The sequence below is a fragment of the Kineosporia corallincola genome, assembly GCF_018499875.1.
GTDB classification, from domain to species: Bacteria; Actinomycetota; Actinomycetes; order Actinomycetales; family Kineosporiaceae; genus Kineosporia; species Kineosporia corallincola.
This window is the reverse complement of record NZ_JAHBAY010000013.1, coordinates 140,288-165,199: the sequence shown is the minus strand read 5'-3', so window position 1 is coordinate 165,199 and position 24,912 is coordinate 140,288. Positions and strand designations below refer to the sequence as shown.

Annotated in this window: 24 protein-coding genes; 4 read left to right on the top strand and 20 right to left on the bottom strand. The window is 70.9% G+C overall.

Features of this window, described 5'->3' with window-relative positions:
• Positions 1-161: 161 nt before the first annotated feature.
• The 8 genes from purM to KIH74_RS27425 all read right to left on the bottom strand — a co-directional run bounded on the left by purM (position 162) and on the right by KIH74_RS27425 (position 8,639).
• A complete protein-coding gene (gene purM / locus KIH74_RS27460; protein ID WP_214159252.1) occupies positions 162-1,283 on the bottom strand; it encodes a phosphoribosylformylglycinamidine cyclo-ligase in 1,122 nt (373 codons plus the stop codon).
• A gap of 52 nt (positions 1,284-1,335) precedes the next feature.
• On the bottom strand, positions 1,336-2,910 hold the full coding sequence (gene purF / locus KIH74_RS27455; RefSeq protein ID WP_214159251.1) for an amidophosphoribosyltransferase: 1,575 nt from the start codon (positions 2,908-2,910) through the stop codon (positions 1,336-1,338).
• An 86-nt stretch (positions 2,911-2,996) separates the two neighbouring features.
• Positions 2,997-3,341, bottom strand: a complete 345-nt coding sequence (locus tag KIH74_RS27450) for a hypothetical protein (protein ID WP_214159250.1) — start codon at positions 3,339-3,341, stop codon at positions 2,997-2,999.
• Positions 3,342-3,357: 16 nt separating this feature from the next.
• A complete protein-coding gene (locus KIH74_RS27445; RefSeq protein WP_372492133.1) occupies positions 3,358-3,747 on the bottom strand; it encodes a sterol carrier family protein in 390 nt (129 codons plus the stop codon).
• A gap of 415 nt (positions 3,748-4,162) precedes the next feature.
• The gene (locus KIH74_RS27440) at positions 4,163-5,446 is read right to left on the bottom strand and encodes a DUF1501 domain-containing protein (RefSeq protein WP_214159248.1); all 1,284 of its coding nucleotides are present in this window, start codon (positions 5,444-5,446) and stop codon (positions 4,163-4,165) included.
• Between the two features lie 161 nt (positions 5,447-5,607).
• On the bottom strand, positions 5,608-7,029 hold the full coding sequence (locus KIH74_RS27435) for a DUF1800 domain-containing protein (protein ID WP_214159247.1): 1,422 nt from the start codon (positions 7,027-7,029) through the stop codon (positions 5,608-5,610).
• Between the two features lie 94 nt (positions 7,030-7,123).
• Entirely contained in the window at positions 7,124-7,897 is a 774-nt protein-coding gene (locus tag KIH74_RS27430; protein WP_214159246.1) for a class I SAM-dependent methyltransferase, read from the bottom strand.
• A gap of 10 nt (positions 7,898-7,907) precedes the next feature.
• The gene (locus KIH74_RS27425) at positions 7,908-8,639 is read right to left on the bottom strand and encodes a TetR/AcrR family transcriptional regulator (RefSeq protein ID WP_214159245.1); all 732 of its coding nucleotides are present in this window, start codon (positions 8,637-8,639) and stop codon (positions 7,908-7,910) included.
• A gap of 110 nt (positions 8,640-8,749) precedes the next feature.
• Between KIH74_RS27425 and KIH74_RS27420 the strand changes: the two genes are divergently transcribed.
• Together KIH74_RS27420 and KIH74_RS27415 are read left to right on the top strand one after the other, a co-directional pair.
• Positions 8,750-9,685, top strand: coding sequence for an ATP-binding cassette domain-containing protein (locus KIH74_RS27420; RefSeq protein ID WP_214159244.1), 936 nt, complete (start codon positions 8,750-8,752; stop codon positions 9,683-9,685).
• Entirely contained in the window at positions 9,682-10,464 is a 783-nt protein-coding gene (locus KIH74_RS27415) for an ABC transporter permease (protein WP_214159243.1), read from the top strand. The genes KIH74_RS27420 and KIH74_RS27415 overlap by 4 nt, the downstream gene beginning before the upstream one ends.
• 23 nt (positions 10,465-10,487) lie before the next feature.
• On the opposite strand, the gene KIH74_RS27410 is transcribed toward KIH74_RS27415, so the two are convergent.
• Genes KIH74_RS27410 through KIH74_RS27400 form a run of 3 tightly spaced genes read right to left on the bottom strand, consistent with a single transcriptional unit; the run spans position 10,488 to position 13,313 of the window.
• Entirely contained in the window at positions 10,488-11,279 is a 792-nt protein-coding gene (locus tag KIH74_RS27410) for an ATP-binding cassette domain-containing protein (protein ID WP_214159242.1), read from the bottom strand.
• Positions 11,276-12,280, bottom strand: a complete 1,005-nt coding sequence (locus KIH74_RS27405; protein ID WP_214159241.1) for an ABC transporter permease — start codon at positions 12,278-12,280, stop codon at positions 11,276-11,278. Before KIH74_RS27405 ends, KIH74_RS27410 begins: the two co-directional genes overlap by 4 nt.
• Positions 12,281-12,284: 4 nt before the next feature.
• Positions 12,285-13,313 carry a substrate-binding domain-containing protein gene (locus tag KIH74_RS27400; RefSeq protein ID WP_214159240.1) on the bottom strand — a complete coding sequence of 343 codons (1,029 nt, stop codon included), beginning with the start codon at positions 13,311-13,313 and terminating at the stop codon, positions 12,285-12,287.
• A gap of 373 nt (positions 13,314-13,686) precedes the next feature.
• Between KIH74_RS27400 and KIH74_RS27395 the strand changes: the two genes are divergently transcribed.
• Entirely contained in the window at positions 13,687-14,697 is a 1,011-nt protein-coding gene (locus tag KIH74_RS27395; protein WP_246573235.1) for a LacI family DNA-binding transcriptional regulator, read from the top strand.
• On the opposite strand, the gene KIH74_RS27390 is transcribed toward KIH74_RS27395, so the two are convergent.
• The 8 genes from KIH74_RS27390 to KIH74_RS27355 form a co-directional block, all read right to left on the bottom strand.
• Complete coding sequence (locus tag KIH74_RS27390) at positions 14,676-15,740, bottom strand: ATP-binding cassette domain-containing protein (protein ID WP_214159238.1); 1,065 nt, start codon at positions 15,738-15,740, stop codon at positions 14,676-14,678. The genes KIH74_RS27395 and KIH74_RS27390 overlap by 22 nt on opposite strands.
• 122 nt (positions 15,741-15,862) lie before the next feature.
• The gene (locus KIH74_RS27385) at positions 15,863-16,750 is read right to left on the bottom strand and encodes a DUF1206 domain-containing protein (protein WP_214159237.1); all 888 of its coding nucleotides are present in this window, start codon (positions 16,748-16,750) and stop codon (positions 15,863-15,865) included.
• Between the two features lie 109 nt (positions 16,751-16,859).
• A complete protein-coding gene (locus tag KIH74_RS27380; RefSeq protein WP_214159236.1) occupies positions 16,860-17,549 on the bottom strand; it encodes an IspD/TarI family cytidylyltransferase in 690 nt (229 codons plus the stop codon).
• Positions 17,550-17,628: 79 nt separating this feature from the next.
• On the bottom strand, positions 17,629-19,920 hold the full coding sequence (gene purL / locus KIH74_RS27375) for a phosphoribosylformylglycinamidine synthase subunit PurL (protein ID WP_246573234.1): 2,292 nt from the start codon (positions 19,918-19,920) through the stop codon (positions 17,629-17,631).
• A 53-nt stretch (positions 19,921-19,973) separates the two neighbouring features.
• Positions 19,974-20,672 (bottom strand): phosphoribosylformylglycinamidine synthase subunit PurQ, encoded by a 699-nt coding sequence (gene purQ / locus KIH74_RS27370; RefSeq protein WP_214159235.1) that lies wholly within the window; start codon positions 20,670-20,672, stop codon positions 19,974-19,976.
• A gap of 2 nt (positions 20,673-20,674) precedes the next feature.
• Positions 20,675-20,932 (bottom strand): phosphoribosylformylglycinamidine synthase subunit PurS, encoded by a 258-nt coding sequence (purS, locus tag KIH74_RS27365; protein WP_214159234.1) that lies wholly within the window; start codon positions 20,930-20,932, stop codon positions 20,675-20,677.
• Between the two features lie 104 nt (positions 20,933-21,036).
• The gene (locus tag KIH74_RS27360) at positions 21,037-21,507 is read right to left on the bottom strand and encodes a nucleoside deaminase (RefSeq protein ID WP_214159233.1); all 471 of its coding nucleotides are present in this window, start codon (positions 21,505-21,507) and stop codon (positions 21,037-21,039) included.
• A gap of 58 nt (positions 21,508-21,565) precedes the next feature.
• Positions 21,566-22,870: an 8-oxoguanine deaminase gene (locus KIH74_RS27355; RefSeq protein WP_214159232.1), complete on the bottom strand. Its 1,305-nt coding sequence runs from the start codon at positions 22,868-22,870 to the stop codon at positions 21,566-21,568.
• 135 nt (positions 22,871-23,005) lie between these two features.
• Here KIH74_RS27355 and KIH74_RS27350 point away from each other — a divergent pair, with 135 nt between their 5' ends.
• A complete protein-coding gene (locus KIH74_RS27350) occupies positions 23,006-23,656 on the top strand; it encodes an MBL fold metallo-hydrolase (protein ID WP_214159231.1) in 651 nt (216 codons plus the stop codon).
• On the opposite strand, the gene KIH74_RS27345 is transcribed toward KIH74_RS27350, so the two are convergent.
• Entirely contained in the window at positions 23,643-24,881 is a 1,239-nt protein-coding gene (locus tag KIH74_RS27345; protein WP_214159230.1) for an SGNH/GDSL hydrolase family protein, read from the bottom strand. The two genes, KIH74_RS27350 and KIH74_RS27345, sit on opposite strands and share 14 nt — an antisense overlap.
• Positions 24,882-24,912: the final 31 nt, after the last annotated feature.

Genomic DNA, 24,912 nt, shown 5'->3' with positions numbered 1-24,912 from the left:
TGCAAGGCTGCCTCGGCCAGGCGACGAGCATTTGGCATGACGATGACGCGCTACGACGATGTGGCGTGTTTTTCCCGTGTCCACCCTGAACCCGGCACCACCAGATGCCGAGTTCAGGGTTCGCCATACCCAACCGCGGTTCATGATCGGGACGCCGGACCTCAGGCCCGGTACTCCCCGACCAGGCGGACCGAACCGCCGTTCACACCCTTGGTGCCCTGGACGGCGCCTTCGGCTGCCGATTCGTCGCCGGTTCCGATCTGCCCCAGCACCCAGGCGGGCAGGTTGCGACCGGCGAGCAGCGCCAGTGTGCGATCGGCCGCAGCCTGATCGACCACCAGAACCATGCCGACGCCGAGGTTGAATGTGCCCTCGGCGTCGAGCAGCGGCACCGACCCCAGCTTCATCAGCAGATCGAACACCGGCTGTGGGCGCCACGTGGAGCGATCGATCACGGCGCTCGTACCGGTGGGCAGCACCCGGGCCAGGTTGGCTGCGAGGCCACCCCCGGTGACGTGCGAAACGGCGTGCAGTTCGGTGCCCAGGGCCTGCGCGACCGCCAGAACGTCGGCGGTGTAGATGCGGGTGGGCTCGAGCAGTTCCTCACCCACGGTGCGGCCGAGCTCGGGCACGTCGCGCTCCAGCGACCAGCCGGCCAGCTTGAGAACGCTGCGCACCAGGGAGAAGCCGTTGGAGTGCAGCCCGGACGACTCCAGTCCGATGACCACGTCTCCGGATTTCACCCGTTCGGGTGAGAGCACGTCGTCGGCCTCGACCACTCCGGTGGCGGCGCCGGCCACGTCGTACTCGTCGGCTGCCATCAGGCCGGGGTGCTCGGCCGTCTCACCGCCGACCAAAGCGGTGCCGGCCAGCTCGCAACCCTTGGCGATACCGCTGACGATGGCCGCGATGCGCTCGGGCAGTACCTTGCCGACGGCGATGTAGTCGGTCATGAAGAGCGGCCGCGCGCCGCACACCACGATGTCGTCCACCACCATGCCGACCAGGTCGATGCCGATGGTGTGGTGAATGTCGAGCGCGCGGGCGATGCCGATCTTGGTGCCCACGCCGTCGGTGCTGGTCGCCAGCAACGGTCGCTTGTACGACGTGAGGAAACCCGCGTCGTACAGACCGGCGAAGCCACCGAGGCCACCGAGGACTTCGGGGCCGTGCGTACGGCGAACCGACGCCTTCATCAACTCGACGGCGCGATCACCGGCCTCGGTGTCGACACCGGCAGAGGCATAGGTCAGGGCCGTGGAACCCGGCTCAGCTGAAGCCACAGAGATAACCCTACTCGCTTGAATGGCGGACGGACCGTCGGAGAGGTCGGTCTCAGGGACGGGTGAGGGCGTCGACGGCACCGCCGGCGAGACCGGTGGACACGCCTTCGGCGTCCTTCCGGGGCTCCGGGTCACGCTGCGAGATCTCCAGGCCGAGCGGGAGCTGCGACTGTTCCAGGGCGTGCTTGCCCAGGTGCTCGGAGTCGGGCAGCGCGATCGGGTACTCGCCGGTGAAGCAGGCGGTGCACAACCGCTCCCGCTTCTGCTCGGTGGCCTCGACCATGCCGTCGAGGGAGATGTAGCCCAGGGAGTCGGCGCCGATGCTGGCGCGGATCTCATCGACACCCAGACCGCTGGCGATCAGCTCGGCCCGGCTGGCGAAGTCGATGCCGTAGAAGCACGGCCAGGTGACCGGGGCCGAGGAGATGCGCACGTGGATCTCGGCCGCACCGGCCTCACGCAGCATGCGCACCAGGGCACGCTGCGTGTTGCCGCGCACGATCGAGTCGTCGACGACGACCAGCCGCTTGCCCTTGATCACGTTCTTCAGCGGGTTCAGCTTGAGCCGGATGCCGAGCTGCCGGATGGTCTGGCTGGGCTGGATGAACGTGCGCCCGACGTAGGCGTTCTTGACCAGGCCCTGACTGAACGGGATGCCCGACTCCTGGGCGTAGCCGACCGCGGCCGGGGTGCCCGACTCGGGCACCGGGATGACCAGGTCGGCCTCGACCGGGTGCTCCTGGGCCAGCTTGCGGCCCATGTCCACCCGGGACTCGTGCACGACCTTGCCGTTGATCGTGGTGTCGGGCCGCGCCAGGTAGACGTACTCGAAGATGCAGCCGGTGGGCTTGGCCTCGGCGAAACGACGCGAGCGCAGACCGTCGGCGTCGATCGCGATGAACTCGCCGGGCTCCACCTCCCGCACGAACGCGGCACCGACGATGTCGAGCGCGGCGGTCTCGCTGGCGATGACCCAGCCGGTCTCCAGCTTGCCGATCACCAGCGGACGCACGCCGTGCGGGTCGCGGGCGCCGTAGAGGGTGTGCTCGTCCATGAAGACGAAGCTGAAGGCGCCCCGCAGGTGCGGAAGGACGTCCATCGCGGTGGCTTCGAGAGTGTGATCGGGATCGCCGGCCAGCAGGGCCGTCACCAGTGCGGTGTCGGTGGTGTTGCCGTTGACGATCTCACCGCGGTCGAGGGTGCCGTAACGCTGCGCCACCAGCTCGCGCAGCTCGTGCCCGTTGACCAGGTTGCCGTTGTGCCCCAGGGCCACCGTGCCGGCGGCCGTGTCGCCGAGCGTGGGCTGCGCGTTCTGCCAGGTCGAGCCGCCGGTGGTGCTGTATCGGCAGTGACCGACCGCGATGTGCCCACGCAGGGACTCGAGGGAGGTTTCGTCGAAGACCTGGGAAACCAGGCCGATGTCTTTGTAGACCAGCAGTTGCTTGCCGTTGCTGACAGCGATGCCCGCTGCTTCCTGTCCACGGTGCTGAAGTGCGTACAAGCCGTAATAGGCCAGTTTCGCCACTTCTTCACCGGGAGCCCAGACTCCGAAGACGCCGCAGGCGTCCTGCGGGCCCTTCTCGCCGGGAAGCAGTTCGTGCGAAAGCCGTCCGTCTCCGCGCGCCACGTCATCGAGTGTCGCACATCCGGAGGAGGTCGCAGCATCAGCCAGAGGGGCAGACCTGCGACACACCGGCCCGGGCGACTTGCGGATCAGTCCTTGCGACGGTCGAGCAGGACTGCCGCCCCGCAGCCGATCAGAGCCCCGAGCATGCCGAAAATGGCCACGAAGTAACCCAGAATGGTCTGGGTCGAGTAGTCGCCCGTGGCCTGGAACGACAGGGCAAGCACCAGCCCGACGACGATCCCGGTCAGGACGCCTGTGAATCCGAAGGCGCGATAGCGCGGTGCCCGGCGCAGTCGGTACGACTCCGGGCCGGAGGGCCCGGCCGGCTCCGCGGGCTGCTCGGCCTGGGCATCGGCATCGGGGGACGCGGCGGTTCCCGGCGTCTCGGGAGTCTCGTCGGTGCTCACGGACAGTTCCTTGCTCTCAGCCACACCACGACGGTACCGACTAGCTGTCGGTCTCGGCGAGAAGCCCGCGCATCGGCAGCAGTTCCGACAGGTCGGCCCGCTGCCCGCTGGCCCGCACACGCCCGTTGTACGTCGCGTCGCGCCAGGTCAGACGCCGCGTGACGAGTTCCAGCCAGGTCTGGGCGTCGGTCTCCACCACGTTCGGCGGGGTGCCCCGGGTGTGCCGCGGACCGTCCATGCACTGCACCGCGCCGAACGGCGGCACCCGAACCTCGGTGGTCGGTCCGGGCGCCCGGGCGGCAAGTTCCTCCAGCGTGTACCGCACGGCGTTGGCCAGCGTCGGCCTGGGGACGCCGGTGGGATCGGCCGCCCACGCCCCCAGGGCCTCGCGGCCGACCGCGATGTCGATCTTTCGTTTTCGCACCACCACACGACCATTTTGACGCAGGTGGCCGCCTCAGGTGCGACGCCGGGGCAGCATCGGCGCACAACCCCGCGCCTGGGCGACGGTGTCTTTCCCGGGTGGGTGGGTTGCGTCGGGCTGCGTGTTCGAGCCACACCCAGCCAGGTGGGCTGCGCCGGGCCACGTCCCTGGGCCGCTACCGGCCGAGTGGGCTGCGTCTGGCCGCGTGTCCGGGCCGCATCAGCCAGGCGAGCTGCACCGGGCTGTACCTGGCCAGGCGCGCTGTCCCGGACCACCTGGCCGGGCCGAGGCGCTGGGCCGCGTATCCGGGCCGCACGTGGGGCGGGTGAGAAGTGCTGGGCCACTTACTTGAGCCGCGCCTGCGGCCGTATCCGAGCGGGGCCGGCCGACCCGAGGGCGGCCGACCCGTCAGCCGTGCCGGCTACGCCGCCTTCACCACGCCGGGCTCCGGGCCGCTCAGGCCGGGGAAGATCTGCGCCAGTGAGCCTGCTCCGCAACGCTTCTGGAGGATCTCGCCGAGGATCAGCCGGTAGTCCGTGGTGCCGGCCAGGTCACCGTCCACCAGGTCGGGGTCGGACAGGCCCGGCCAGGTGCCGTGCACCCGGCCTCCGTTCACCCCGCCGCCCAGCAGCAGCACCGCGTTGCCGTGGCCGTGATCCACGCCGCCCGAACCGTTTTCGCCCACCCGCCGGCCGAACTCGGACAGCGTGACCACCGTGACCCGGGCGAACCGGCTGCCCAGGTCGGTGGCGAAGGCGTCGAGGGACTGGGCCAGGTCGGTCAGGTGGTCGTGCATCCAGCCCTCGTCGGCCGTGCCCATGCCGGCGTGCATGTCCCAGTCCCCCTCGTCCACGCAGGCTACCTGGAGCCCGACATCGGCCTTGACCAGGCGGGCGACATCGCGCAGGGCCTTTCCCAGCGCCGAGTTCTCCGGGTAGGCCGCGCCGTTCGCGGGCTGGTAGGTGGCGGCGGCCAGGGCCGCGGTGGTCGCTGTCGCGGCCAGTGCGGCCCGGGCCGGGGTGGTGACCGGGCCGGCGGCTCCGGAGTGCATCGCGGTCAGGGCCCTCGTCCAGCGCTTGTGCTCGGTGGCGTCCCAGGCCCCGCTGATCTCGAACGAGTCGACGCTGCCCAGGGCCAGTTCCGGGTTGGGTCCGGCCAGGGCCGGCGGCACCTGGGTGGACCCGACCTGCGACGCCTGGAAGATACTGCCCCGGGCGCGGGTTCCCAGCGTGCGGTCGAGCCATCCGGTGCGCAGGCTGGAGCCGGGGGCCGCGCGCTCCAGCTCCTGCATGGCCTGGAAGTGCGAGCGGGTCGGGCTGTCCTGCCCGACAGCGTGCACGGCCCCGAAAGTTCCTGCTTCCCAGTACTTCTTCAGCGGATTCAGGGCGGGGTGCAGGCCGAAGATTCCGCCGGCGGGGAGCAGGGCGCGCTCGGCGATCCCGATGGTCGGGCGGTTCGCCAGGTAGCCGGGGTCACCGATCGGCACCACCGCGTTCAGGCCGTCGAAACCGCCGCGCAGCGAGAGCACCACCAGCACGTCACCGGTGTACGTCGCGGGCGAGGCGGCGAAGGCGTACTGGGCGCCCACCCCCTCGACGGCCGCCAGCGCACCGGTCGCGGCGGCACCGCGCAGCAGGGTGCGACGGGACAGGCCCTGGGACGCGTCGGGGCAGAGACAGGGGGCAGCGGAAGACGGGATGCTCATGCAGGCAGCGGTGTCCTCTGGCGTCAGTCGGTCAGGCGGGTGTCAGGCTGGGCAGATCACGGCGGCGCGGGTCACGGCAGGACAGGTCGGAACGGTGGCGCTGCCTGCCCTTCGGACGGGATCACGCTGTCATGAGGAGGTTTCGTCGTCCTCAAGCAGGTTCACCGCAGCGCGAAGGCGGGGGTGTCGAGCAGCAGGCTGACCACGAACGGCAGTCGCCAGCCGATCGCCGGGCTGTCTTTCGTGATCGGCGTGGAGGGCTTGACGGTGGCGTTCTCGTCGCTCAGGAACTCGCAGATCGCCACCTGCTGGGCCTTGGTGGCGCGCTGCTGGAGCAGTCGTTCGGAGAGCCCGTCGATCAGCGAACCATGATTGCTGGGGCGTGGTTTCGGGATCATCGTCGCCAGCGCCGGGCCGGTCAGGGTGGACGGCCACCAGCGGGCCGCGATGTTCAGGTGCGCGTTCCAGCGCAGCAGCGTGCCGGCCGGCGACTGCCAGGCGCTCGCCACGTCCGGGTAGCCGTTCGGCGGCCCCCAGGACAACGGCGAGTGGCCCATGTCCAGGATCATCCAGTGCAGGTTCTCGATGCCCTCGGTGCCGGAGGTGTCGGGTTTCAGGCCGAGCACCCGCACCGTCGCCACCATGTCCTCGTACGGCCTGCGCAGCTTCTGCCCGGTCGATGCGTTGAACTCTTTGCTGGAGAACAACTCTCGCAGAACCGGCACCACCGCCGTGTCGTGCGCCAGATAGGTGGCGGCGAGCCGGGAGATCAGGGACGACGACGGCTCGTCGGCGACGAACCGCCGGCACAGCTTCGTCGCGATCTGCCGCGCGGTGCTCTCGTGCCGGGCCAGGTACTCCAGATATCTGACCGCCACCTCCTTTCCACCGGCCGCCGAGTCGTTCGTGTCGTGAAATCCCAGCACCCGCACCGGTCCCACCCAGTGCCGGGCGGTGCGGTAGGTGGCCTCGCCTGAGCCATCCGTGCCGAAACCGGTCAGGATGCGGGCGCTGTCGCGCACATCGCTCTCGTCATATCCGGCGTCCACCCCGACGGTGTGCAGCTCCAGCAGCTCGCGGCCCTGGTTCTCGTTCGGGTGATCCTTGGTGGACGACTGGTTGTCGAGGTAGGCCTGCATGGCCGGGTGGAGACTCGCCGCGACCAGCAGGTCGGCGAACCTTCCCAGGGCGTGTGCGCGGATCACCCGGTCGTAGTCGGCCCGGGAGTCCCACACGTCGCCGGACGGGCAGGTGACGTTGAGGTGGTTCGACCAGAACTCGACCATCAGCTCGAACAGCTGGCGCTCGCTCCACACCGCCCGAACGATGGTGGCGCGGGTCAGCTCGACCATCACGTCCCACGAACCGAAGTCGGCGGCGTACTCCTCGCGTACCCGCGAGATCGACCACCCCACCCGGGGAAACCTTTTCAGGGTCGCCTCCGCCAGTGCGTCCCTGATCGTGTGCGGGGCCAGCTGCCGTTCCAGCCAGGCCCGGCGCCCCAGCTTCTGCGCCTCGGCCAGCAGCGCGGGGGTCGGGCCGTAGGTGGCTCGTCGCAGCAGGAGCAGGGTCTGGGCGTCCATCGGCCTGCCTGTCGGCAGCCGTTCGGGGTGGCTGATGCGCCGTCCGGGTGAGGCGCGGGCCTCCCTGGTGGACGACGAAAGACCGCTCCCGGCCTCAGTCGGCCAGGGTGCGTGCCCGATGGCACTGCGTCACGTGAGGCAGACCGAGTGCGGCCGGGCTCCCCTGGTCGGCCGCCACCCGCTCGCCGAGCGCCCGGACCCGCTCCAGCACCTCGTCGCGGTCCGGCCGGGTGGCCACGTAGGACCAGCTGGCCACCAGGTCGACCAGGGCCGTCGGCGGCAGGGTCAGCGTGTAGCCGAAGGTGGCGTACTCGGTGGGCGCGTAGGCCGGCGGCAGCTCGACCACGGTGTGCCCGCTGTGCGTGTTCTGCTCGGCAGCCCAGTCCGGGACCCCGGCCAGCTCGTTCAGCTCCGCCACCCACGGGGTGTCCAGGTCGCGCTTGTGCCAGGCGACGGCCAGCAGGCCGCCCGGCCGCAGCACGCGGGCGATCTCCAGCGCGGCGGCCGGCTGCTCCATCCAGTGCCAGGCCTGCGCCACGGTGACCACGTCGGCGCTGCCGTCGGGCAGCGGGATCCGCTCGGCGGCCGCCCGCACCGCCGTGACCTGCGGCAGCTTGCGGCTCAGCACGTCCAGCATGCCCGGGTCGGGCTCCACCGCGGTGACCCGGTGCCCCAGCTCGGCCAGGGTGCTGGTCAGCTTGCCGGTGCCCGCGCCCAGGTCGACCACGTCGAGCGCGGTGCCCTCCCGGCCGGAACCCGGCTCGGCACCGGTCAGCCAGGCGGCGGTGGCCGCGGGCCAGTCCGGGCGGCGGCTGTCGTAGCCGGCCGCGTTGGCTCCGAACGACTGCCGCTGCTGCTCCCAGTTCATGACGGCGACCCTAGTCCGGCTCCGGCGTCACCCCGAGCAGACCGCTCATGATGCTGACCACCACCCGGCCGAACAGGTCGTCCGCACTCTTGCGGGCCACCGCGTCGGGCGGCGGTGGGCTCGCCAGAATCGCGGCCAGATAAGGGTGTTCGCCGTCCCCGATTCTCTCCGCGAGGTAGGCCGCGTTGGCCACCTGGGCCTGCGGGCTGGTGCTGTTGTGGGCGGAGGCCTCGTCCATCGCGAACAGCCCGACCACGCCGTTGAAGATGGCCGCGGCCTCCATCTTGGCCCGGCCCGGCGCCGGCAGCTCGGCGAGCGCCGCCACCACCCTCTCCGTGTAGTCGATGGTGGACGGGCCGAGCATCGCCGTGTTCAGCCGGCCGGACATGACCAGCTCCAGCAGCCAGGGATGCTCGCGGTAGGCCTGCCGCAGCAGCCGGGCGATCGTCAGCACATCGTGCCGCCAGCCCTGGCCGGTGGGGGTGGCGGGCAGCTCCAGCGTGCCGATCGCCGCGTCGGCCATCAGCGCCAGCAGCTCGTCGCGGCTGGCCAGGTAGCGATAGAGCGAGGCCGGGGCGCTGCCCACCGCCGACGCGACCCGGCGGATCGAGACCGCTTTCAGGCCCTCGGCGTCGGCCAGGCCGATCGCGGCGGCCGCGATCGAGGCGCGGCTGTGCTCCGGCGCGGGCCCCCTGGCCCCGCGCTCGGAGCGCTTCCAGATCGGCAGGTCGGGCTCGGGCACGGGTCCATCCTCCCGCAGGACTCGCCCCTTCGAGAGAAACAAGTGCGAACAGTGAACGCAGTATGGTTCACTAAGAACCGCGAACACTGATCGCAGTTGGGGAGGAAGCGATGACGACGGTGATCGAGACATCCGGCCTGGGCCGGGGATTCGGCGAGGTGCGGGCCCTGGACTCGCTCCACCTGGCGGTGCCGGAGGGGACGGTCTGCGCCCTGCTCGGACCGAACGGCGCGGGAAAGACCACGGCTGTCCGCATCCTCGCCACCCTCGCGCTGCCGGACTCCGGCAGCGCGAGGATCTGCGGATTCGACGTGGTCACCCAGGCCGCGCAGGTGCGCCGCCGGATCGGCCTGGCCGGGCAGCACGCGGCCGTGGACGACGCGCTGACCGGCCGGGACAACCTGTTCCTGCTCGGCCTGATGCACCACCTCGGCCGCCGGGCCGCCCGGGCCCGGGCCGCCGAGCTGCTCACCCGGTTCGGGCTGGACCAGGCCGCCGACCGGATGGTGAAGACCTGGTCGGGCGGCATGCGGCGGCGGCTCGACCTGATCGCCAGCCTGATCACCCGGCCGCCGGTGCTGTTCCTCGACGAACCGACCACCGGCCTCGATCCCCGAAGCCGCGACGAGATTCATTCCACCGTGGCCGATCTCGCCCGCTCCGGCACCACCGTGCTGCTCACCACGCAGTACCTGGAGGAGGCCGACCGGCTCGCCTCCGACGTGGTGATCATCGACTCCGGCCGCGAGATCGCCCACGGCACACCGGAACAGCTCAAGGACCTGGCCGGGACCCGGGTGGAGGTGCTGGTCGGCCCGGGGGCCCCGCTGTCCGGCGCGGCACTGGCCCTGACCGGGCTCGGCGGTCAGGACGTCACCACCGACGAGGAGAACCGGCGGGTCTCGGGAACCGTGACGGCCGGCTCTCTCACCCTGCCCGGGCTGGTGCGGCACCTGGACGAGATCGGTATCCCGTTGCAGGACGCCGGTGTTCGCCGTCCCACCCTGGACGAGGTATTCCTCACGCTGACCGGGAGCCGACGATGAGAGACGCCCTGCCCGCCGCGGAACGCCTGCTCCTGGCCGTGCTGCGCAACCCCGCCTTCATCGTCGTGCTGGTGGCCGCGCCGATCGTGCTGGTGCTGATCTTCGGTTTCATCTTCGGTGGGGCGATCGCCGTGCCCGGCCGGGCCACCGGCGGCGCCGGCTACCGCGAGTTCCTGATCCCCGGGCTGCTGGTGATGACGGCGTCCAACATCGTGCCGTCGATGGTGACCGCGGCCAAGGACAACCACACCGGCCTCACCGACCGGTTCCGCTCGCTGCCGATCAGCCGGGTGGCGATCCCGGCCGGGCACGCCCTCGCCAACCTGCTGTACGGCGTGATCGGCTTCGTCATCATGATGCTCTGCGGCCTGGTGGTGGGCTGGCGGATCCGCGGCAACCTGATCGAGACCCTCACCGCCGTCGGCATTCTGCTGCTGTTCCAGTTCGCCGCCACCTGGATCGGGATGTATCTCGGTTACCTGTTCGACGACGAGGAGACCGCCGGGCAGGCCGCGATTCTGGTGATGCCGGTCGGCATGATCTCCAACGTGTTCGTGCCCACCTCGGGCATGCCGGGCTGGCTGCGCACGATCGCCGACTGGAATCCGCTGAGCGCCGTCTGCGCGGCGCTGCGCCAGCTGTTCGGCAACCCCTCGGTGCCGGCCGGTGGGGTCTGGCCGCTGGAGCACCCGGTGACCGCGGCCCTGCTGTGGGCCGCCGGGCTGCTGGCGGTGTTCGTGCCGCTGTGCACCCGCGGGTACGTGCGCGCGGGGCGCTGAACCAGCCGGGAACTGGCCGGGAACTAGCCGGCCGGGGGCGGTGGCGCGGCGCCGGTCATGATCGCCACCGTCTCCGGCATCGAGTGCGACGACGGCGTCACCACCGCGACCCGCCGGCCCAGGCGCTGGATGTGGATGCGGTCGGCCACCTCGAACACGTGCGGCATGTTGTGGCTGATCAGGATCACCGGCAGGCCGCGGTCGCGCACGTCACGGATCAGCTGGAGCACGCGGTTGCCCTCCCGCACCCCGAGGGCGGCCGTGGGCTCGTCGAGGATGACCACCTTGCTGCCGAACGCCGCCGACCGGGCCACCGCCACCCCCTGACGCTGGCCGCCGGACAGACTCTCCACCGCCTGGCCGATGTTCTGGAGCGTGGCGATGCCCAGATCGCTCATGTGCCGCTCGGCCTCGGCCCGCATGTGCTTCTTGTCGAGCATGCGGAACACCGAGCCGAGCGGGCCGGGCCGGCGTTCCTCCCGGCCCAGGAACAGGTTGTCGGCGATGTCCAGACCCGGTGCCACGGCGAGGGTCTGGTACACCGTCTCGATCCCCGCGGCCCGCGCGTCCATCGGCGTGCGGAAGTGCACCGGCTCGCCGTCCAGCCAGATCTGCCCGCTGTCCGGCACCAGGGCCCCCGACAGCGCCTTGATCAGACTGGACTTGCCCGCGCCGTTGTCGCCGATCACGGCCAGGATCTCGCCCGGGTAGAGGTCCAGGTCGGACCCGTCGATGGCGGTCACCCGGCCGTAGCGCTTGACCAGGCCGCGCGCCCGCATCACCGGGAGGCCCTCGGTGGTCGGTTGCGTGCTCATGCCCTCACCTTCCGGATCCATTGATCGATCGTGACCGCGAGCAGGACCAGCAGGCCCACGGCGAAGCCCTGCCAGACCACCTGAACACCGGCCAGCACCAGCCCGTTCCGGAACACCCCGACGATCAGCGCGCCCACCAGCGTGCCGATCACCCCGCCGCGACCGCCGAAAAGGCTGGTGCCGCCGAGCACCACGGCGGTGATCGAGTCGAGGTTGTACTCGGTGCCGACGTTCGGGTCGGCCGAGGCCAGGCGGCCCATCAGCACCCAGGCGGCGATCGCGTAGACGGCCCCGGCCACGGTGTACACCGACAGCAGCACCCGGTCGGTGCGGATGCCGGCCAGCCGCGCGGCCTCGGCGTCGTCACCGGAGGCGTGCACGTGCTTGCCCCAGGCGGTCCAGCCCAGCAGGTAGAAGAAGACGCCGAAGAGCAGCAGCATGATGATCGAGCCGTAGGTCAGGTGGAAGCTGCCGATCGGGATGGTCTCACCGGTCCAGGTCATGATCGCCGGCATGTCCGTGCCGCGCACCGTCTCGCTGCCGGAGACCACCGAGTTCAGCGAGAAGAAGACGGACAGCGTGCCGAGGGTGACGATGAACGGCGGCAGGTGCACGCGGGTGACCAGAAAACCGTTGACGGCGCCCATCGCCGTGCCGAACGCCAGACCGGCCAGCAGCGCGAGGGGTCCTGGAAAACCCGCGTCGTAGGCCAGGTTCGCCATCAGGATCGAACTGAAGACGGCGATGGCACCGGCCGACAGGTCGATGCCCGCGGTCAGCACGATCAGCGTCTGCCCGAGCCCGAGCAGGGCGATCACGGTGACCTGCTGAAGCACCAGTCCGAGGTTCTCCGGGTTCAGGAACCGGGTGTTGATGATCGAGAAGACGATCACGGCCAGCAGCAGCACCGCCAGCGGGCCGAGCGTGGGCCGGCCGTGCAGCAGGTGCTGGACCCGGTCCGGCACGGACTCCTGCCGGCGTTCCTCGAAACCAGTCGTCATCTGCCTACCCCCAGCACTTCTCGGCACCGGACGTGGTGTCTTCGGACTCCACGCCGGACTGCGGATCGTCGGTGATCAGGGTGACCCCGGTGTCGGTGAAGTCCTGACCCGCCGGGTTGGCGGGCTTGACACCGGTGCGGGCGAACCCGGAGATCGCGGTCACCCCGTCGGCGGCCATCTTCAGCGGGTACTGCTGCGAGGTGGCGCCCAGCTGGCCGTCTTTCACGCTCTGCACGCCCGGGCAGCCGCCGTCGATCGCGACCACGGTGACCGAGTCCGCCTTGCCGGCGGCCTTGAGCGCCTCGTAGCCCCCGGCCGCGGCCGGCTCGTTGATGGCGTACACCAGGGTGATGTCCGGGTCACGCTGGAGCAGGTTCTCCATCGCCGTGCGGCCGCCGTCGGCGGCGCCGTCGGTGACGTCGTGCCCGGAGATGCGCGGGTCGTTCTCGTCGCCGATCCGTTGCGGGTCGCCGATGTCGATGCCGAAGCCCTGCATGAAACCCTGATCACGCTGCACGTCCACGGAGACCTGGTCGGGAGACAGGTCGAGGAAGGCGATGCGGGCGTCTTCACCGACCTTGGCCCGCGCCCACTCCCCCACCAGTTCTCCGGCCCGGAAGTTGTCGGTCGCGAAGGTGGAGTCGGCGGCGTCCGGCGGATCGAGCTGACTGTCCAGCGCGATCACCGCCAGCCCGGCCTCTTTCGCCCGCTCGATGGCCGGCACGATCGCCCGGGAGTCGTTGGGGGTGATCATGAATCCCTCGGCCCCGAGCGCCATCAGGTTCTCGATGGCGGTGACCTGCGACTCGTTGTCGCCGTCCACCTTTCCGGCGAACGTGCGCAGGTCGATGCCGTCTTTCTCGGCCTGGTCCTGGGCCCCCTTCTTCATCGTGACGAAGAACGGGTTGGTGTCGGTCTTGGTGATCAGCCCGATGATGGGACGACCGTCGCTGCCGCCGGAGCAGGCTGCGAGGGTGACGGTTGAGGCGGCCAGCACGGCGGCGGCCAGACGGGGAACCCATGGGCGCGACACTGAACGCGGCACCTCCGGTACGCGTCGAGCCGCCGCTGCCAGTCGTTTTCGGTCGTGCGCAGGCACGAGCGGGCACGTTCGGGCAGGGCTCCCGACATCCTTGTCGGCTGCTGGACAACTCCCTACAAGCTACGCCAGATCGCCGGATTCGGTAACCGCCCGATCACTGCCCGGCTCCGCTCGGCGCAGCTTCGGTGAACGCCCTCCGCAGGTCACAACCGCGCGGTAGGTTCTCCGGGCAAGGGGGATGTCGATCTCGGGTTCGAGGGGAGCGGCAGGCATGGAAGGCCAGCTGCCGGAGACAACAGGAACACAACCGGGGACGCCGGTGGGATCAGCGGGCCGGGCACTGCAACTCGGCCGCCGGCCGACGATGCGCGATGTCGCCGCGGTCGCGGGCGTGAGCCTGAAAACGGTTTCGAGGGTGGTGAACGGGGAACCGGGGGTGTCGAGCACGCTCGGCCGCCGGGTGCGTGACGCCATCGACGAACTCGACTTCCGGCCGAACATCGGCGCGCGCAGCCTGCGCCGGGCCGGCGGACGCACCGCGACGGTCGGGCTACTGCTCGAAGATGTGTCCAACCCGTTCTCGTCAACGCTCCAGCGGGCGGTGGAAGACGTCGCGATCCCGCGCGGCGTCATGGTGTTCACGGCCAGCCTGGACGAAGACCCGCAGCGGGAGCGCGAGCTCACCCGGGCCTTCAGCGCGCGCCGGGCCGACGGCCTGATCATCGCGCCGGCCAGTGACGACCAGTCCTACCTGGAGAGCGAGGTGCGGGCGGGCACAGCGATCGTCTGCATCGACCGCCAGGCCCGGCGGCTGGCGGTGGACTCGGTGCTCACCACCAACGTGGACGGCTCGAAGGCCGGGGTGCGGCACCTGATCGAGCAGGGCCACCGGCGCATCGCGTTCCTCGGCGACCGGCACGACATCACCACCGCCCAGCAACGCTACGAGGGCTACCTCCAGGCGCTCGCCGAGGCCGGCCTCCCGGTCGACACCGGCCTCGTGCTCAGCGATCTCACCAGTCAGGCCCTGGCCCAGGCCGCCGCGGTGCAGCTGCTGGAACAGCCCGATCCGCCCACCGCGCTGTTCACCGCGCAGAACCTGGTCACCATCGGCGTGGCCCGGGCGCTACGGCACCTGAAGCGGGAACGCCGGGTCGCCGTGGTCGGTTTCGACGACTTCCCGCTGGCCGACCTGCTCGACCCGGGCATCACCGTGGTGGCCCAGGACCCGACGGCGATCGGCCGGCTGGCCGCCACCGTGCTGTTCGACCGGATCGGCGGCAACGACTCGCCGCCCACCACCCACGTGGTGCCCACCCGGCTGATTCCCCGGGGATCCGGCGAGATCGGGCCTCAGAAGAACCTGACGGCGTGACGGCGCGGCCACACCACGGTGACCCGTTGCCCGGCGATCACCGGAAACTCTTCCTCCACAGCACTGTTCAGCCGTAGCACCTGAACGGTGGCACCAGCGGCGTCGAGTCGCACGACCAGACGCGAGGTGGCACCGCCGTAGTCGATGCGGACGACGGTGCCGGCCGCGAGCACCTCGTCGGCGGCGACCAGGTGATCGTCGCCCACGATGCGGATCTTCTCCGGCCGCAGGCCGAAACTGGCGGGCTGGGCCATCAACTGCACCGATGCCTCGGGGCGCAGCAGGTTGACCGGCCCGGTGAGCGCGGCCACCTGCTCGGTGGCGGGCAGCTCGTACACCTCGGGCGGGGCACCGATCTGCACGACCTTGCCGTCGAGCATGACCGCCACCCGCTCGCCGAGGCCCATGGCCAGTTGCGGGGTGCGGGTGGCCACGATCAGGGTGAGCCCGAATTCGTCTCGTGCGGCACGGATCTCGTCGTGCATGCGGTCGCGCTGCACGGCGTCGATGGCGGCCAGCGGGTCGTCGAGCAGCACCACCCGGGCCCCGGCCACCGCCTCGGCCGCGATGGCGACGAGAAGCTGCGTGTGGGTGGGAAGTTCGAGCACCCGGGTGTCGGGATCGCCGCGGTGCACCACCCGGTCGAGCACCGCGCCGAGCTCGTGCTCCAGGTCGCGCCGGGCCACCCCGCGAATCTTCAGCGCACCGGCCAGGACATCACGCACCGTGGTCTTGGGGGCGAAGTCGGTGACCACCCGCCCGATCGCATGACCGCCCTTCGGCAGCTCCGCCCCGGCCAGGTGCAGCCGGCCGGAGTCGGCCCGCTCCGCCCCGGCGAGCACGGCCAGCAGCGCGGACTTACCGGAGCCGGCAGGGCCCAGCAGAGTCAGGATCTCGCCCTCGGCCACGGCCAGGTCGAGCCCGTCGAGAGCGGTGACCTGACTGTGCCGGGTGCCGAACGCCTTGCGCAGACCGCTGACGGTGAGTAGCGGCGGACGCACGGACTCCAGGTCAGGGACGTACGACGGATAAGTCTCGACCATCGACGTGCATTCCTCGCAATCCACCGCGCCCGTTGCGGTGATCGCCATGTTAGACATGCTTGTTTGCGGACATGCAAAACTCCCCCAAAGAAAACGCCTCGGGGGAGTTTTGACGGAAGGAGTCAGCCTTCCTTGTGAATGCGGGCCGTCAGCAGCTGGAACGCGGCGTAGCAGGCCAGGCCCAGCGCCACGAGGGTGAGGATCCACTGGCCGAAGGGCTGCCCGGCCAGGGTCTTCAGCGCGGCGTCGAGACCGCGGGCCTCCTCGGGCTGGCTCTGCACACCGGCCACGACGAACAGGATGCCCAGCACCCCGAAGGCCACGCCCCGGGAGATCCAGCCGGCCTGGCCGAGACGGGTGATGCCACGGCCCGGATGGCCTTCCAGCTTCTCCAGGAACTTCTTCTTCACGCCCTTGTAGACCAGGTAGCCGGACCAGGCGATGACGGCCAGGCCGACGATGACCACGAGCACGCGGCCGGCCGGGGCGCCCATCAGTGAGCTGGTCCAGTCGGCGGTCTTGCTGCTGGAGCTCTTGCTGCCGCCGCCGAGACCGATGCGCAGCGACTGCACGGCCAGCGAGGCGCCGAAAACGCCCTTGGCGGCGGAACTCACGCGCTTGAAGGTGCTGTCGTCGCTGGGCGGGCCGATGACCGCCAGCAGCAGCTGCCAGACCGCGTAACCGATGAGGCCGATACCCATGACGATGAGAAGCACCTCACCGAAAGGCTTCTCGGCGACCTCCTGGAGAGCACCGGTGTTGTCGGCGCTCTCTTCCGAACCACCCCAGGCGACCTGGAGGGAGATCCAGGCCAGCAACAGGTAGACGACACCGATGGCGGCGACACCGACCTGGCCCAGACGCTTCAGCCAGGGCGAGTTGGCCTGGCTGGCAAGGCCTTCGGCGGTGTTCTTGGCACTCTTGGCCCCGCCCTTGGCCTCGTTCTTGGCCCCGCTGGCGCCGCCTGACGCGCCCGAGGTCCCGTGGTGTGCCGGCGTGGTACTGGCCATGTTCCGACCTCTCACTTCTCACGCGATCTGACGCTGTTGACCGGCCACCAACGTCGCACGAACGGATCAAGCGCGCATATCGAGAGGGCGCGACCCCTTGACGGGAGCGCTAGAGGAGGGGTAGCAGGGCGTGGGCCACGGCCAGTTCGGCCGGAGTGGTCACGTGCACGTTGGTCGGTTCCCCCGGCACCACCACGACCCGGCCACCCAGGGCCGCGACCATCGCGGAGTCCTCCACCGCGTCGGCGATCTCCTCGTGCGCCCGGCGCAGCACCGGCACCGAGAACGCCATCGGCATCTGCGCGGAGACGTGTCCCCCGGCCGGCGTGGTGGCCCCGGCCAGCCCGAGGATCCGCGGCCCGGGGCCGGGTGCCGCGATCTTGGCCGTGGGCGGCGCGGGCTCCTCGTCGTCCTCAAGCTGTTTGACCGCATCGGTGAGCGGGAGGCCGGGCAGCGCGGCATCGGCCCCGGCGCGCACGGCCTGCACGACCCGTTCGTAGAGGACGGCGGTGGCGAGCGGATGGGCGGCGTCGGTGATGCAGACGATCCCGGCGTCGTCGGGCAGCGCCGCCAGGCCGCTGCGCACCGACTCGGCGCGGGTGGCGCCGCCGGTCGCCCGCACCCCCTGACCAGGCCACTCGTGCCCGGCGGGGAGGACGACAACCACGCCGTCGCAGTTCGCCGCCGCGATGTCGACCACCCGCTCCAGCAGGGTCTGGCCCCCGAGCACCGCGAACTGCTTCAGCCCACCGAACCGGGTGCCACCACCGCCGGCCAGAACAACGCCCCAGACGCTCATCCGCCCGAGGCTAGCGGTTGCCGAACGACGAACCGGGCATGATCACCGACGTGATCATGCCCGGTTCGTGGTGACCGGATCAGGCGTTCAGGGCCTCCGGCAGGGTGGCCTCGTGCGCCGCCCGCAGCTCGTCGAGCGGCAGGGCGAAACGGCCGTCCACGGTGAGCGAATCGCCACCGGTCGAGCCGAGAGCGACCACGGGCACCCGGCCGGCCGCACAGGCCTGGGTGAACGCCGCCGCGTTCTCCGGCTTCACGGCGACCACGGCGCGGGCCGTGGACTCGGAGAACAGCAGCGTGAAGGCGTCCACACCGTCGCGCCCGGCGGCCTCTTCCAGCGAGACCGTGGCCCCCACGCCGAAGCGCAGGCTGCTCTCCACCAGGGCCTGGGCCAGGCCACCGTCGGACAGGTCGTGCGCCGCGAGCACCAGACCGCCGTCGGCGGCCGAGGCCATCACCCCGGCGAGGGCACGCTCGGCCTCCAGGTCGACCTGCGGCGGCAGACCGCCCAGGTGCTGGTGCTGCGACCAGGCCCACTCCGAACCGGCGAACTCGGCCCGGGTGGTGCCCAGCAGGAACAGCTGGGCACCGTCGGCGCGCCAGCCGGACGGGGTCCTGCGGGCCACGTCGTCCAGCACGCCGAGCACACCGACGACCGGGGTCGGGTGGATGGCCGTGCTGCCGGTCTGGTTGTACAGACTGACGTTTCCGCCGGTCACCGGGATGCCGAGCTGCTGGCAGCCGTCCGCGAGACCGCGCACGGCCTCGGCGAACTGCCACATCACGGCCGGGTCCTCCGGGGAGCCGAAGTTGAGGCAGTCGGTGACCGCGAGCGGGCGGCCACCGGCCACGCCGACGTTGCGGTACGCCTCGGCCAGGGCCAGCTGGGCGCCGGTGTAGGGGTCGAGCGCGGCGAACCGCTGGTTGCAGTCGGTGGCGATGGCGACGCCCAGACCGCTCTCCTCGTCGACCCGCAGCACCCCCGCGTCGTCGGGCATGGCCTGCGCCGTGTTGCCCTGCACGTAGCGGTCGTACTGCTGGGTGATCCAGTTGCGGCTGGCCAGGTTCGGCGTGGCCACCATGGTCTTCACCAGGGCCGCCAGCTCGTCGTCGGTGGCCGGCTTGGGCAGGTGGTCCGGGGTGTCGGCCTGACGCGCGTCGAGCCATTCCGGCCGGGAGTACGGACGGTCGTAGACCGGGCCGTCGTGGGCGACGCTGCGCGGCGGCACGTCGACGATGGTCTCGCCGTGCCAGAGCACGATCAGCCTGCCGGTCTCGGTGACCTCACCCATCACGGTCGCCTCGACGTCCCAGCGGGTGGTGATCTCCAGGAAGCCGGGCAGGTCTTCCGGGGTGACCACGGCCATCATGCGTTCCTGCGACTCGCTCATCAGGATCTCTTCCGGCGCCAGCGTGGAGTCACGCAGCGGGGCCCGGTCGAGGTGCACGAGCATGCCGCCGTCACCGTTGCTGGCCAGCTCGGAGAACGCGCAGGACAGGCCCGCCGCGCCGAGGTCCTGGATGCCCTGCACGACGTTCGCCTCGAACAGGTCGAGACAGCACTCGATCAGCACCTTCTCGGCGAACGGGTCGCCCACCTGCACGGCCGGGCGCTTGGTCGGGCCGCCCTCGGTGAAGGTGTCGCTGGCCAGGATCGACGCGCCGCCGATGCCGTCGCCGCCGGTGCGGGCACCGAACAGCACCACCAGGTTGCCGTTGCCGCGGGCGTTGGCCAGGTGGATGTCTTCGTGCCGCATGGTGCCCACGGCGAGCGCGTTCACCAGCGGGTTGCCCTGGTAGCAGGGGTCGAACGAGACCTCGCCGCCGATGTTGGGCAGACCCAGGCAGTTGCCGTAACCGCCGATGCCCGCGACGATTCCGGGCAGCACGCGGTGGGTGTCGGGGTGGTCGAGGGCGCCGAAGCGCAGCGGGTCCATCACCGCGACCGGGCGGGCGCCCATCGAGATGATGTCGCGCACGATGCCGCCGACGCCGGTGGCCGCGCCCTGGTAGGGCTCGACGTAGCTGGGGTGGTTGTGGCTCTCCACCTTGAAGGTGACGGCCCAGCCCTGGCCGATGTCGACCACGCCGGCGTTCTCGCCGATGCCGACCAGCAGGTGTTCCTTCATCGCGTCGGTGGTCTTCTCACCGAACTGACGCAGGTGCACCTTGCTGGACTTGTAGGAGCAGTGCTCGCTCCACATCACCGAGTACATGGCGAGTTCGGAGCCGGTGGGGCGGCGGTCGAGGATCTTGCGCACGGCCTCGTACTCGTCGGCCTTCATGCCCAGGGCGGCCCAGGGCTGGTCGACGTCGGGGCTGGTGCGGGCCTTGTCGACCGTGTCGAGGGCCTGGCGCTGCTCGTCGGTCAGGCCGGCGCTCTCGAAGGCGGGCTTCTCGCCGTAATTGTTGACGCTGTCGCTGGTCACGCGGAGAGCACTCCCTGAAGTGCGCTGGTGAAGAAGGCCAAGCCGTCGGTGCCGCCGTTCTCCGGGCCGTAGAGCGCCTCGGTGGCGTGCTCCGGGTGCGGCATCAGGCCGACGACGGTGCCGGAGACGTTGCTGATGCCGGCGATGTCGCGGCGCGAGCCGTTCGGGTTGCCGTCGAGGTAGCGGGCGACGATCTGGCCCTCACCCTCGAGTGCGTCGAGGGTGGCCTCGTCGGCGATGAAACCGCCCTCGCCGTTCTTCAGCGGGATGACGATCTCGTCGTTGCGGCCGTAGCCGTTGGTCCACGACGTGCTGGTGCGCTCGATGCGGAGCTTCTGGTCGCGGCAGACGAACTGCTGCTTCTCGTTGCGCACCAGGGCACCCGGCAGCAGGTGCGACTCGGTGAGTACCTGGAAGCCGTTGCAGATGCCGAGCACCGGCAGGCCGGGCGAGGTCTGGGTGGGCGGGCCGGCCAGCTTCGTGACGGTGCGCATCACCGGGGCGAACCGGGCGATGGCGCCGCAGCGCAGGTAGTCGCCGTAGGAGAAGCCGCCGGGGAGCACCACGGCGTCGACATTCTTGATGTCTTCGTCGCCGTGCCAGAGCGGGACCGGCGTGCCGCCCGCGATGCGGACCGCGCGCAGGGCGTCGCGGTCGTCGAGACTGCCGGGGAAGGTGACGACGCCGATGCGCACGGTCACTCCTGGTTCGAGGCCGCGCGGACCGCGACGACGTCTTCGATCACCGGGTTGGACAGCAGCGTCTGCGCCGCCTCCCGGGCGCGGTCCAGAACCGCCTGGTCGACCTCACCCTCGACCTCGAGCTCGAACCGCTTGCCCTGGCGGGCACCGGCGAACTCGGCGAAACCGAGGCGGGCGAGAGCCCCCACGACCGCCTTGCCCTGCGGATCGAGGATCTCGGGCTTCGGCATGACGTCGATGACGACGCGACCCATGACGTGTGCTCCCTAGGTGGAGAGGTGGGCTGATGCACGTCAGACGCTACCCGAACCGGATGGGCCCCCCGCACCACACGCCCGTCCGGCCGGGCTCGCCGGGATCAGTAGTCCGTTCGGTCCGCTTTCCCGTTCCACTGCTCGAACGGCAGCGTGGCCTGCTTCACCGGCACCTGTTCCAGCGTCAGCGGCCACTGCGCCGGCTCGTTCTGGAACACCTCGTAGAACGCCCGGTCGTCGAACCCCGCGTCGGCCGCGTCGTTCCGGTCGGCGGCGTAGACGATCCGGTCCACCCGCGCCCACATCGCCGAGGCGAAGCACATCGGGCAGGGCTCGCACGAACTCACCAGCAGGCATCCGTCGAGCTTGAAGGTGCCCAGCTCGCGGCAGGCCGCCCGGATCGCCACCACCTCGGCGTGCGCCGTCGGGTCGAGCGTCGGGGTCACCTGATTCGTGCCGGTCGCCACCAGTTCGTTTTTGTGGACGACGAGAGCCCCGAACGGCCCACCGCCGTCCGAGACGTTCTGCGCCGCCAGGGCCACCGCCTGGTCGAGCCATTCACGTTCGCCGGCCATCTGTCGCTCACTCCTGCTCTTGCTGCTGCTGACGGGTTGCATTGATCCTGCCGCGTTCTCAGGCGCTCAGACGCCGCGACACCCGGGCCAGGTGCTCGCGGGCGACGGCCAGGTCGACGTGCACCGGGACGCCGTCACGCACCACCGGCTCCCCGCCGACCAGTAGGTGCCGCACCGGTTTTCGCGGCCCCAGCACGAGGGCCGCGACCGGGTCGGGAATGTCCTGCACGTCGTCACCCGGCCAGACCGCGAGGTCCGCGCGCATCCCCGGCTCCAGGGCACCCACGTCCTCGCGTCCCAGGCACTGCGCCCCGCCGGCCGTGGCCAGGTGAAGGGCCTGACGCACGGTCAGGTCAGCCGGGTCGCCGGAGCGCAGCCGGCCGGTGAACAGGGCCTGGCGCATCTCCGTCATCAGGCCGCCGTCCTCGTTGCTCGCCACGCCGTCCACCCCCAGGCCGACCGGTGCGCCGGCCGCCAGCAGGTCGCTCACCCGGCAGATGCCCGCGGCCAGCCGGGCGTTGCTCGAAGGGCAGTGCGCCACGCCGGTTCTCGTCGTCCCCAGGCGGGCTACCTCGGCGTCGTCGAAATGGATGCCGTGCGCGAACCAGACGTCGTCGCCGAGCCAGCCCCACGCGTCCATCAGTTCGAGCGGACGCATGCCGAACCGTTCCGCCACGGCACGTTCCTCGTCGAGGGTCTCGGCCAGGTGGGTGTGCAGCCGCAGGCCCAGACGCCTGGCCAGGAGCGCCGACTCGGTCATCAGCCGGGGCGTGACCGAGAACGGCGAGCAGGGCGCGACGGTCACGCTGACCCGCTCGCCGTCGTGCAGCCGGGCGTGCACGGCCTCGGTGCTGGCCAGGATCGCGTCGGTGTCTTCGACCACGTCGTCGGGCGGCAGGCCGCCGGCCGACTCACCCAGGTCCATCGAGCCACGGGCCAGGTGCAGGCGGATGCCCACCTGCCCGGCCGCCGCGGCGATCCGGTCGAACACGCTGTCGTCGCCCCGGGGCACCAGGTAGTGGTGGTCGGCGGCGGTGGTGCAGCCGGACAGCGCCAGCTCGGTCAGCCCGACCAGGGCGGCGGCGTGCACGTCGTCCGGGTCGAGCCGGGCCCACACCGGGTAGAGCTCGGTCAGCCAGCCGAACAGGGTGGAGTCCACGGCCCGGCCACGGGTCGCCCACTGGTACAGGTGGTGGTGGGTGTTGACCAGCCCGGCGGTGACGATGTCGCCGTCCACCCGCAGCACCCGGTCGCCCGGCTCCGGCGCCACGTCGCCGACCTGCGTGATCCACCCGTCGCTGATCGCGATGTCACCCGGCCACCGGGCACCCCGCACGACCAGTCGTCCCGCTGTCTCCACCACCCGGGGAGGCTACCCACCGGCTGTTGCACACAGGTGTCGGGCGGCGGGACCCAGGTTGCGCGTGGACAACGATGTCCGGACTCGCCGCATCGCGTGCTCGTGCATCGCCGGGCGCCTCGTGCCAGGCTGGAGGATGTGCGGATCACTCATATCGGGCATTCCTGTTTGCTGGTCGAGACCGGCGGGGCGCGCATCCTGACCGACCCGGGCGCCTTCGCCGAAGGATTCGAGGACCTCACCGGGCTGGACGCGATCGCGATCACGCACCAGCACATGGACCATCTCGACACCGAGCGGCTGCCCGCGCTGCTGGCCGGCAACCCGCAGGCCAGGGTGCTGGCCGAGCCGCAGACCGCGGCGCTGCTGCGCAAGGTCGGAGTGGACGTGCACGAGCTGACGCTGGAGGAACCGGTGCCGCTGGCCGACGCCAGGCTCACGGCCGTGGGCGGCGTGCACGCGGAGATCCACGCCGACATCCCACTGATCGGCAACGTCGGACTGCGCATCGAGACGCCGGGCGACCTGTCGTTCTTCCACCCGGGCGACTCCTACGGAGCCCTGCCGGCCGGCATCGACCTGCTCGCCGTGCCGCTCAACGCCCCGTGGGCCAAGTTCAGCGAGACGGCCAACTTCGTGCGCGCGATCGCGCCGGGCCGGCTGTTCCCGATCCACGACGGGCTGCTCCAGCCCACCGGCCGGGCCGTGTATCTGCGCAACCTCTCCGGCCTGCTGCCCGAGGGCGCGCAGATGGTGGACCTGGCCGACGCCGGGCCTACCGAGCTGTGACCCGCACTCCCCTGAGCCCTTGCTCCGGGGTGCCGGTGCAGGTGGCATCCCGGTGCAGCGCCGCCGCTCTGGCGATGCAGATGCCGATCGCCTGCTGCCCGTAGAAGTTCGGGTGCAGCGACTCGGCGTAGTCGCCCTGACCGGTGTAGTCGACGAAGCGCACCCATTCCACGTCGGTCGAGTTCGGGTCACCCTTCGGGTGGGTGGTGCCGTCGGCGCACAGCTCGTGACCGTCGAAAGCATTGCCCAGGTCGAGGAACTGGGCGCCGTGCCGGGACGCCGTGCGGGCCAGGGTGCCGGCGATCGTCGGGGTGACGGTGTTCGCGGTCCAGGTCATGTCCGGGTCGGTGAACGGGCAGCGCCCGCCGGTCCACTTGAAGATGCGCGAGTATCCCTCGTACTTGTCTTCTTTCGCGGTGGGCAGCGGACTCGGGTAGGACTGGAGGATGAGCTGGTAGTCACCGTCGGCGTAACCCGCGCCGGCCAGCGTGGCCCGCACGTCGTCGAGCACCGCGCCGACGGCCGCGCCCATCGCGGGCAGGGCGACGTCCAGGCGCTTCTGCTGCTCGGCCCGGCACGGGTCGTCGCGCAGCGTGTAGGCACGGATGCAGCGGAACACCAGATCGGGGAAGCTCAGGTCGTTGCCCCCGATGGAGAGCACCACGAGCTTCACCCGGCTGGTGCGGGCCAGCGCGGCCAGCTGGTCGTTCTGCGGCTTCTCGCCGTGCAGCCCGACCCCGCCCTCGCTCGCCCGCAGCACGTTGGCCGCGTGCGCGCCGGAACAGGCCAGGTTGACCGGCCGGCCGAGGCCGAGGCCGGACGTGCCGACGGCGCTGTTGATCGCCGACGAGTCGGACCGGTAGCAGCCGGTTTTCGCAGTACGGCCATAGATCTCGGAGCGGTCGGAACCGCCGAGCAACTCACCCTCGACCCGGGACCAGGCACGGTCGGTGCCGCCGCGGTCGAACAGGAAGTCGTCGGAGTTGCCCGCCCAGCGCCCGCCGGTGCCGGAGATGTAGCTGTCGCCCAGGCTGACCACCACCGGATCACCGGCCGGGGGCCTGGCCGCGGTCTGGCCACTGGCGCCGGCCTGACCGCCGATGCCGGCCTGACCGCTGGCCGCCGTCGGCACCGCGAACAGGGCGCTGCCGGCAACGATCAGGGCAACCGGCCAGCGCAGGACTCTGGGCCACGTCGACGTTGCGTGCGGGCGCGATCGGATCACGCAGACCTCCCCCGGGAGATGGCACTCCCGA

Bases quoted from the DNA above. Each gene is read 5' to 3' on its own strand.
- KIH74_RS27385 (WP_214159237.1), bottom strand. From the start codon at position 16,750: ATGGCCAGTACCACGCCGGCACACCACGGGACCTCGGGCGCGTCAGGC.
- KIH74_RS27420 (WP_214159244.1), top strand. From the start codon at position 8,750: ATGACGACGGTGATCGAGACATCCGGCCTGGGCCGGGGATTCGGCGAG.
- KIH74_RS27440 (WP_214159248.1), bottom strand. From the start codon at position 5,446: ATGAGCATCCCGTCTTCCGCTGCCCCCTGTCTCTGCCCCGACGCGTCC.
- KIH74_RS27415 (WP_214159243.1), top strand. From the start codon at position 9,682: ATGAGAGACGCCCTGCCCGCCGCGGAACGCCTGCTCCTGGCCGTGCTG.
- KIH74_RS27395 (WP_246573235.1), top strand. From the start codon at position 13,687: ATGCGCGATGTCGCCGCGGTCGCGGGCGTGAGCCTGAAAACGGTTTCG.
- KIH74_RS27430 (WP_214159246.1), bottom strand. From the start codon at position 7,897: ATGAACTGGGAGCAGCAGCGGCAGTCGTTCGGAGCCAACGCGGCCGGC.
- KIH74_RS27360 (WP_214159233.1), bottom strand. From the start codon at position 21,507: ATGGCCGGCGAACGTGAATGGCTCGACCAGGCGGTGGCCCTGGCGGCG.
- KIH74_RS27405 (WP_214159241.1), bottom strand. From the start codon at position 12,280: ATGACGACTGGTTTCGAGGAACGCCGGCAGGAGTCCGTGCCGGACCGG.
- KIH74_RS27435 (WP_214159247.1), bottom strand. From the start codon at position 7,029: ATGGACGCCCAGACCCTGCTCCTGCTGCGACGAGCCACCTACGGCCCG.
- KIH74_RS27380 (WP_214159236.1), bottom strand. From the start codon at position 17,549: ATGAGCGTCTGGGGCGTTGTTCTGGCCGGCGGTGGTGGCACCCGGTTC.
- purS (WP_214159234.1), bottom strand. From the start codon at position 20,932: ATGGGTCGCGTCGTCATCGACGTCATGCCGAAGCCCGAGATCCTCGAT.
- KIH74_RS27390 (WP_214159238.1), bottom strand. From the start codon at position 15,740: ATGGTCGAGACTTATCCGTCGTACGTCCCTGACCTGGAGTCCGTGCGT.
- KIH74_RS27410 (WP_214159242.1), bottom strand. From the start codon at position 11,279: ATGAGCACGCAACCGACCACCGAGGGCCTCCCGGTGATGCGGGCGCGC.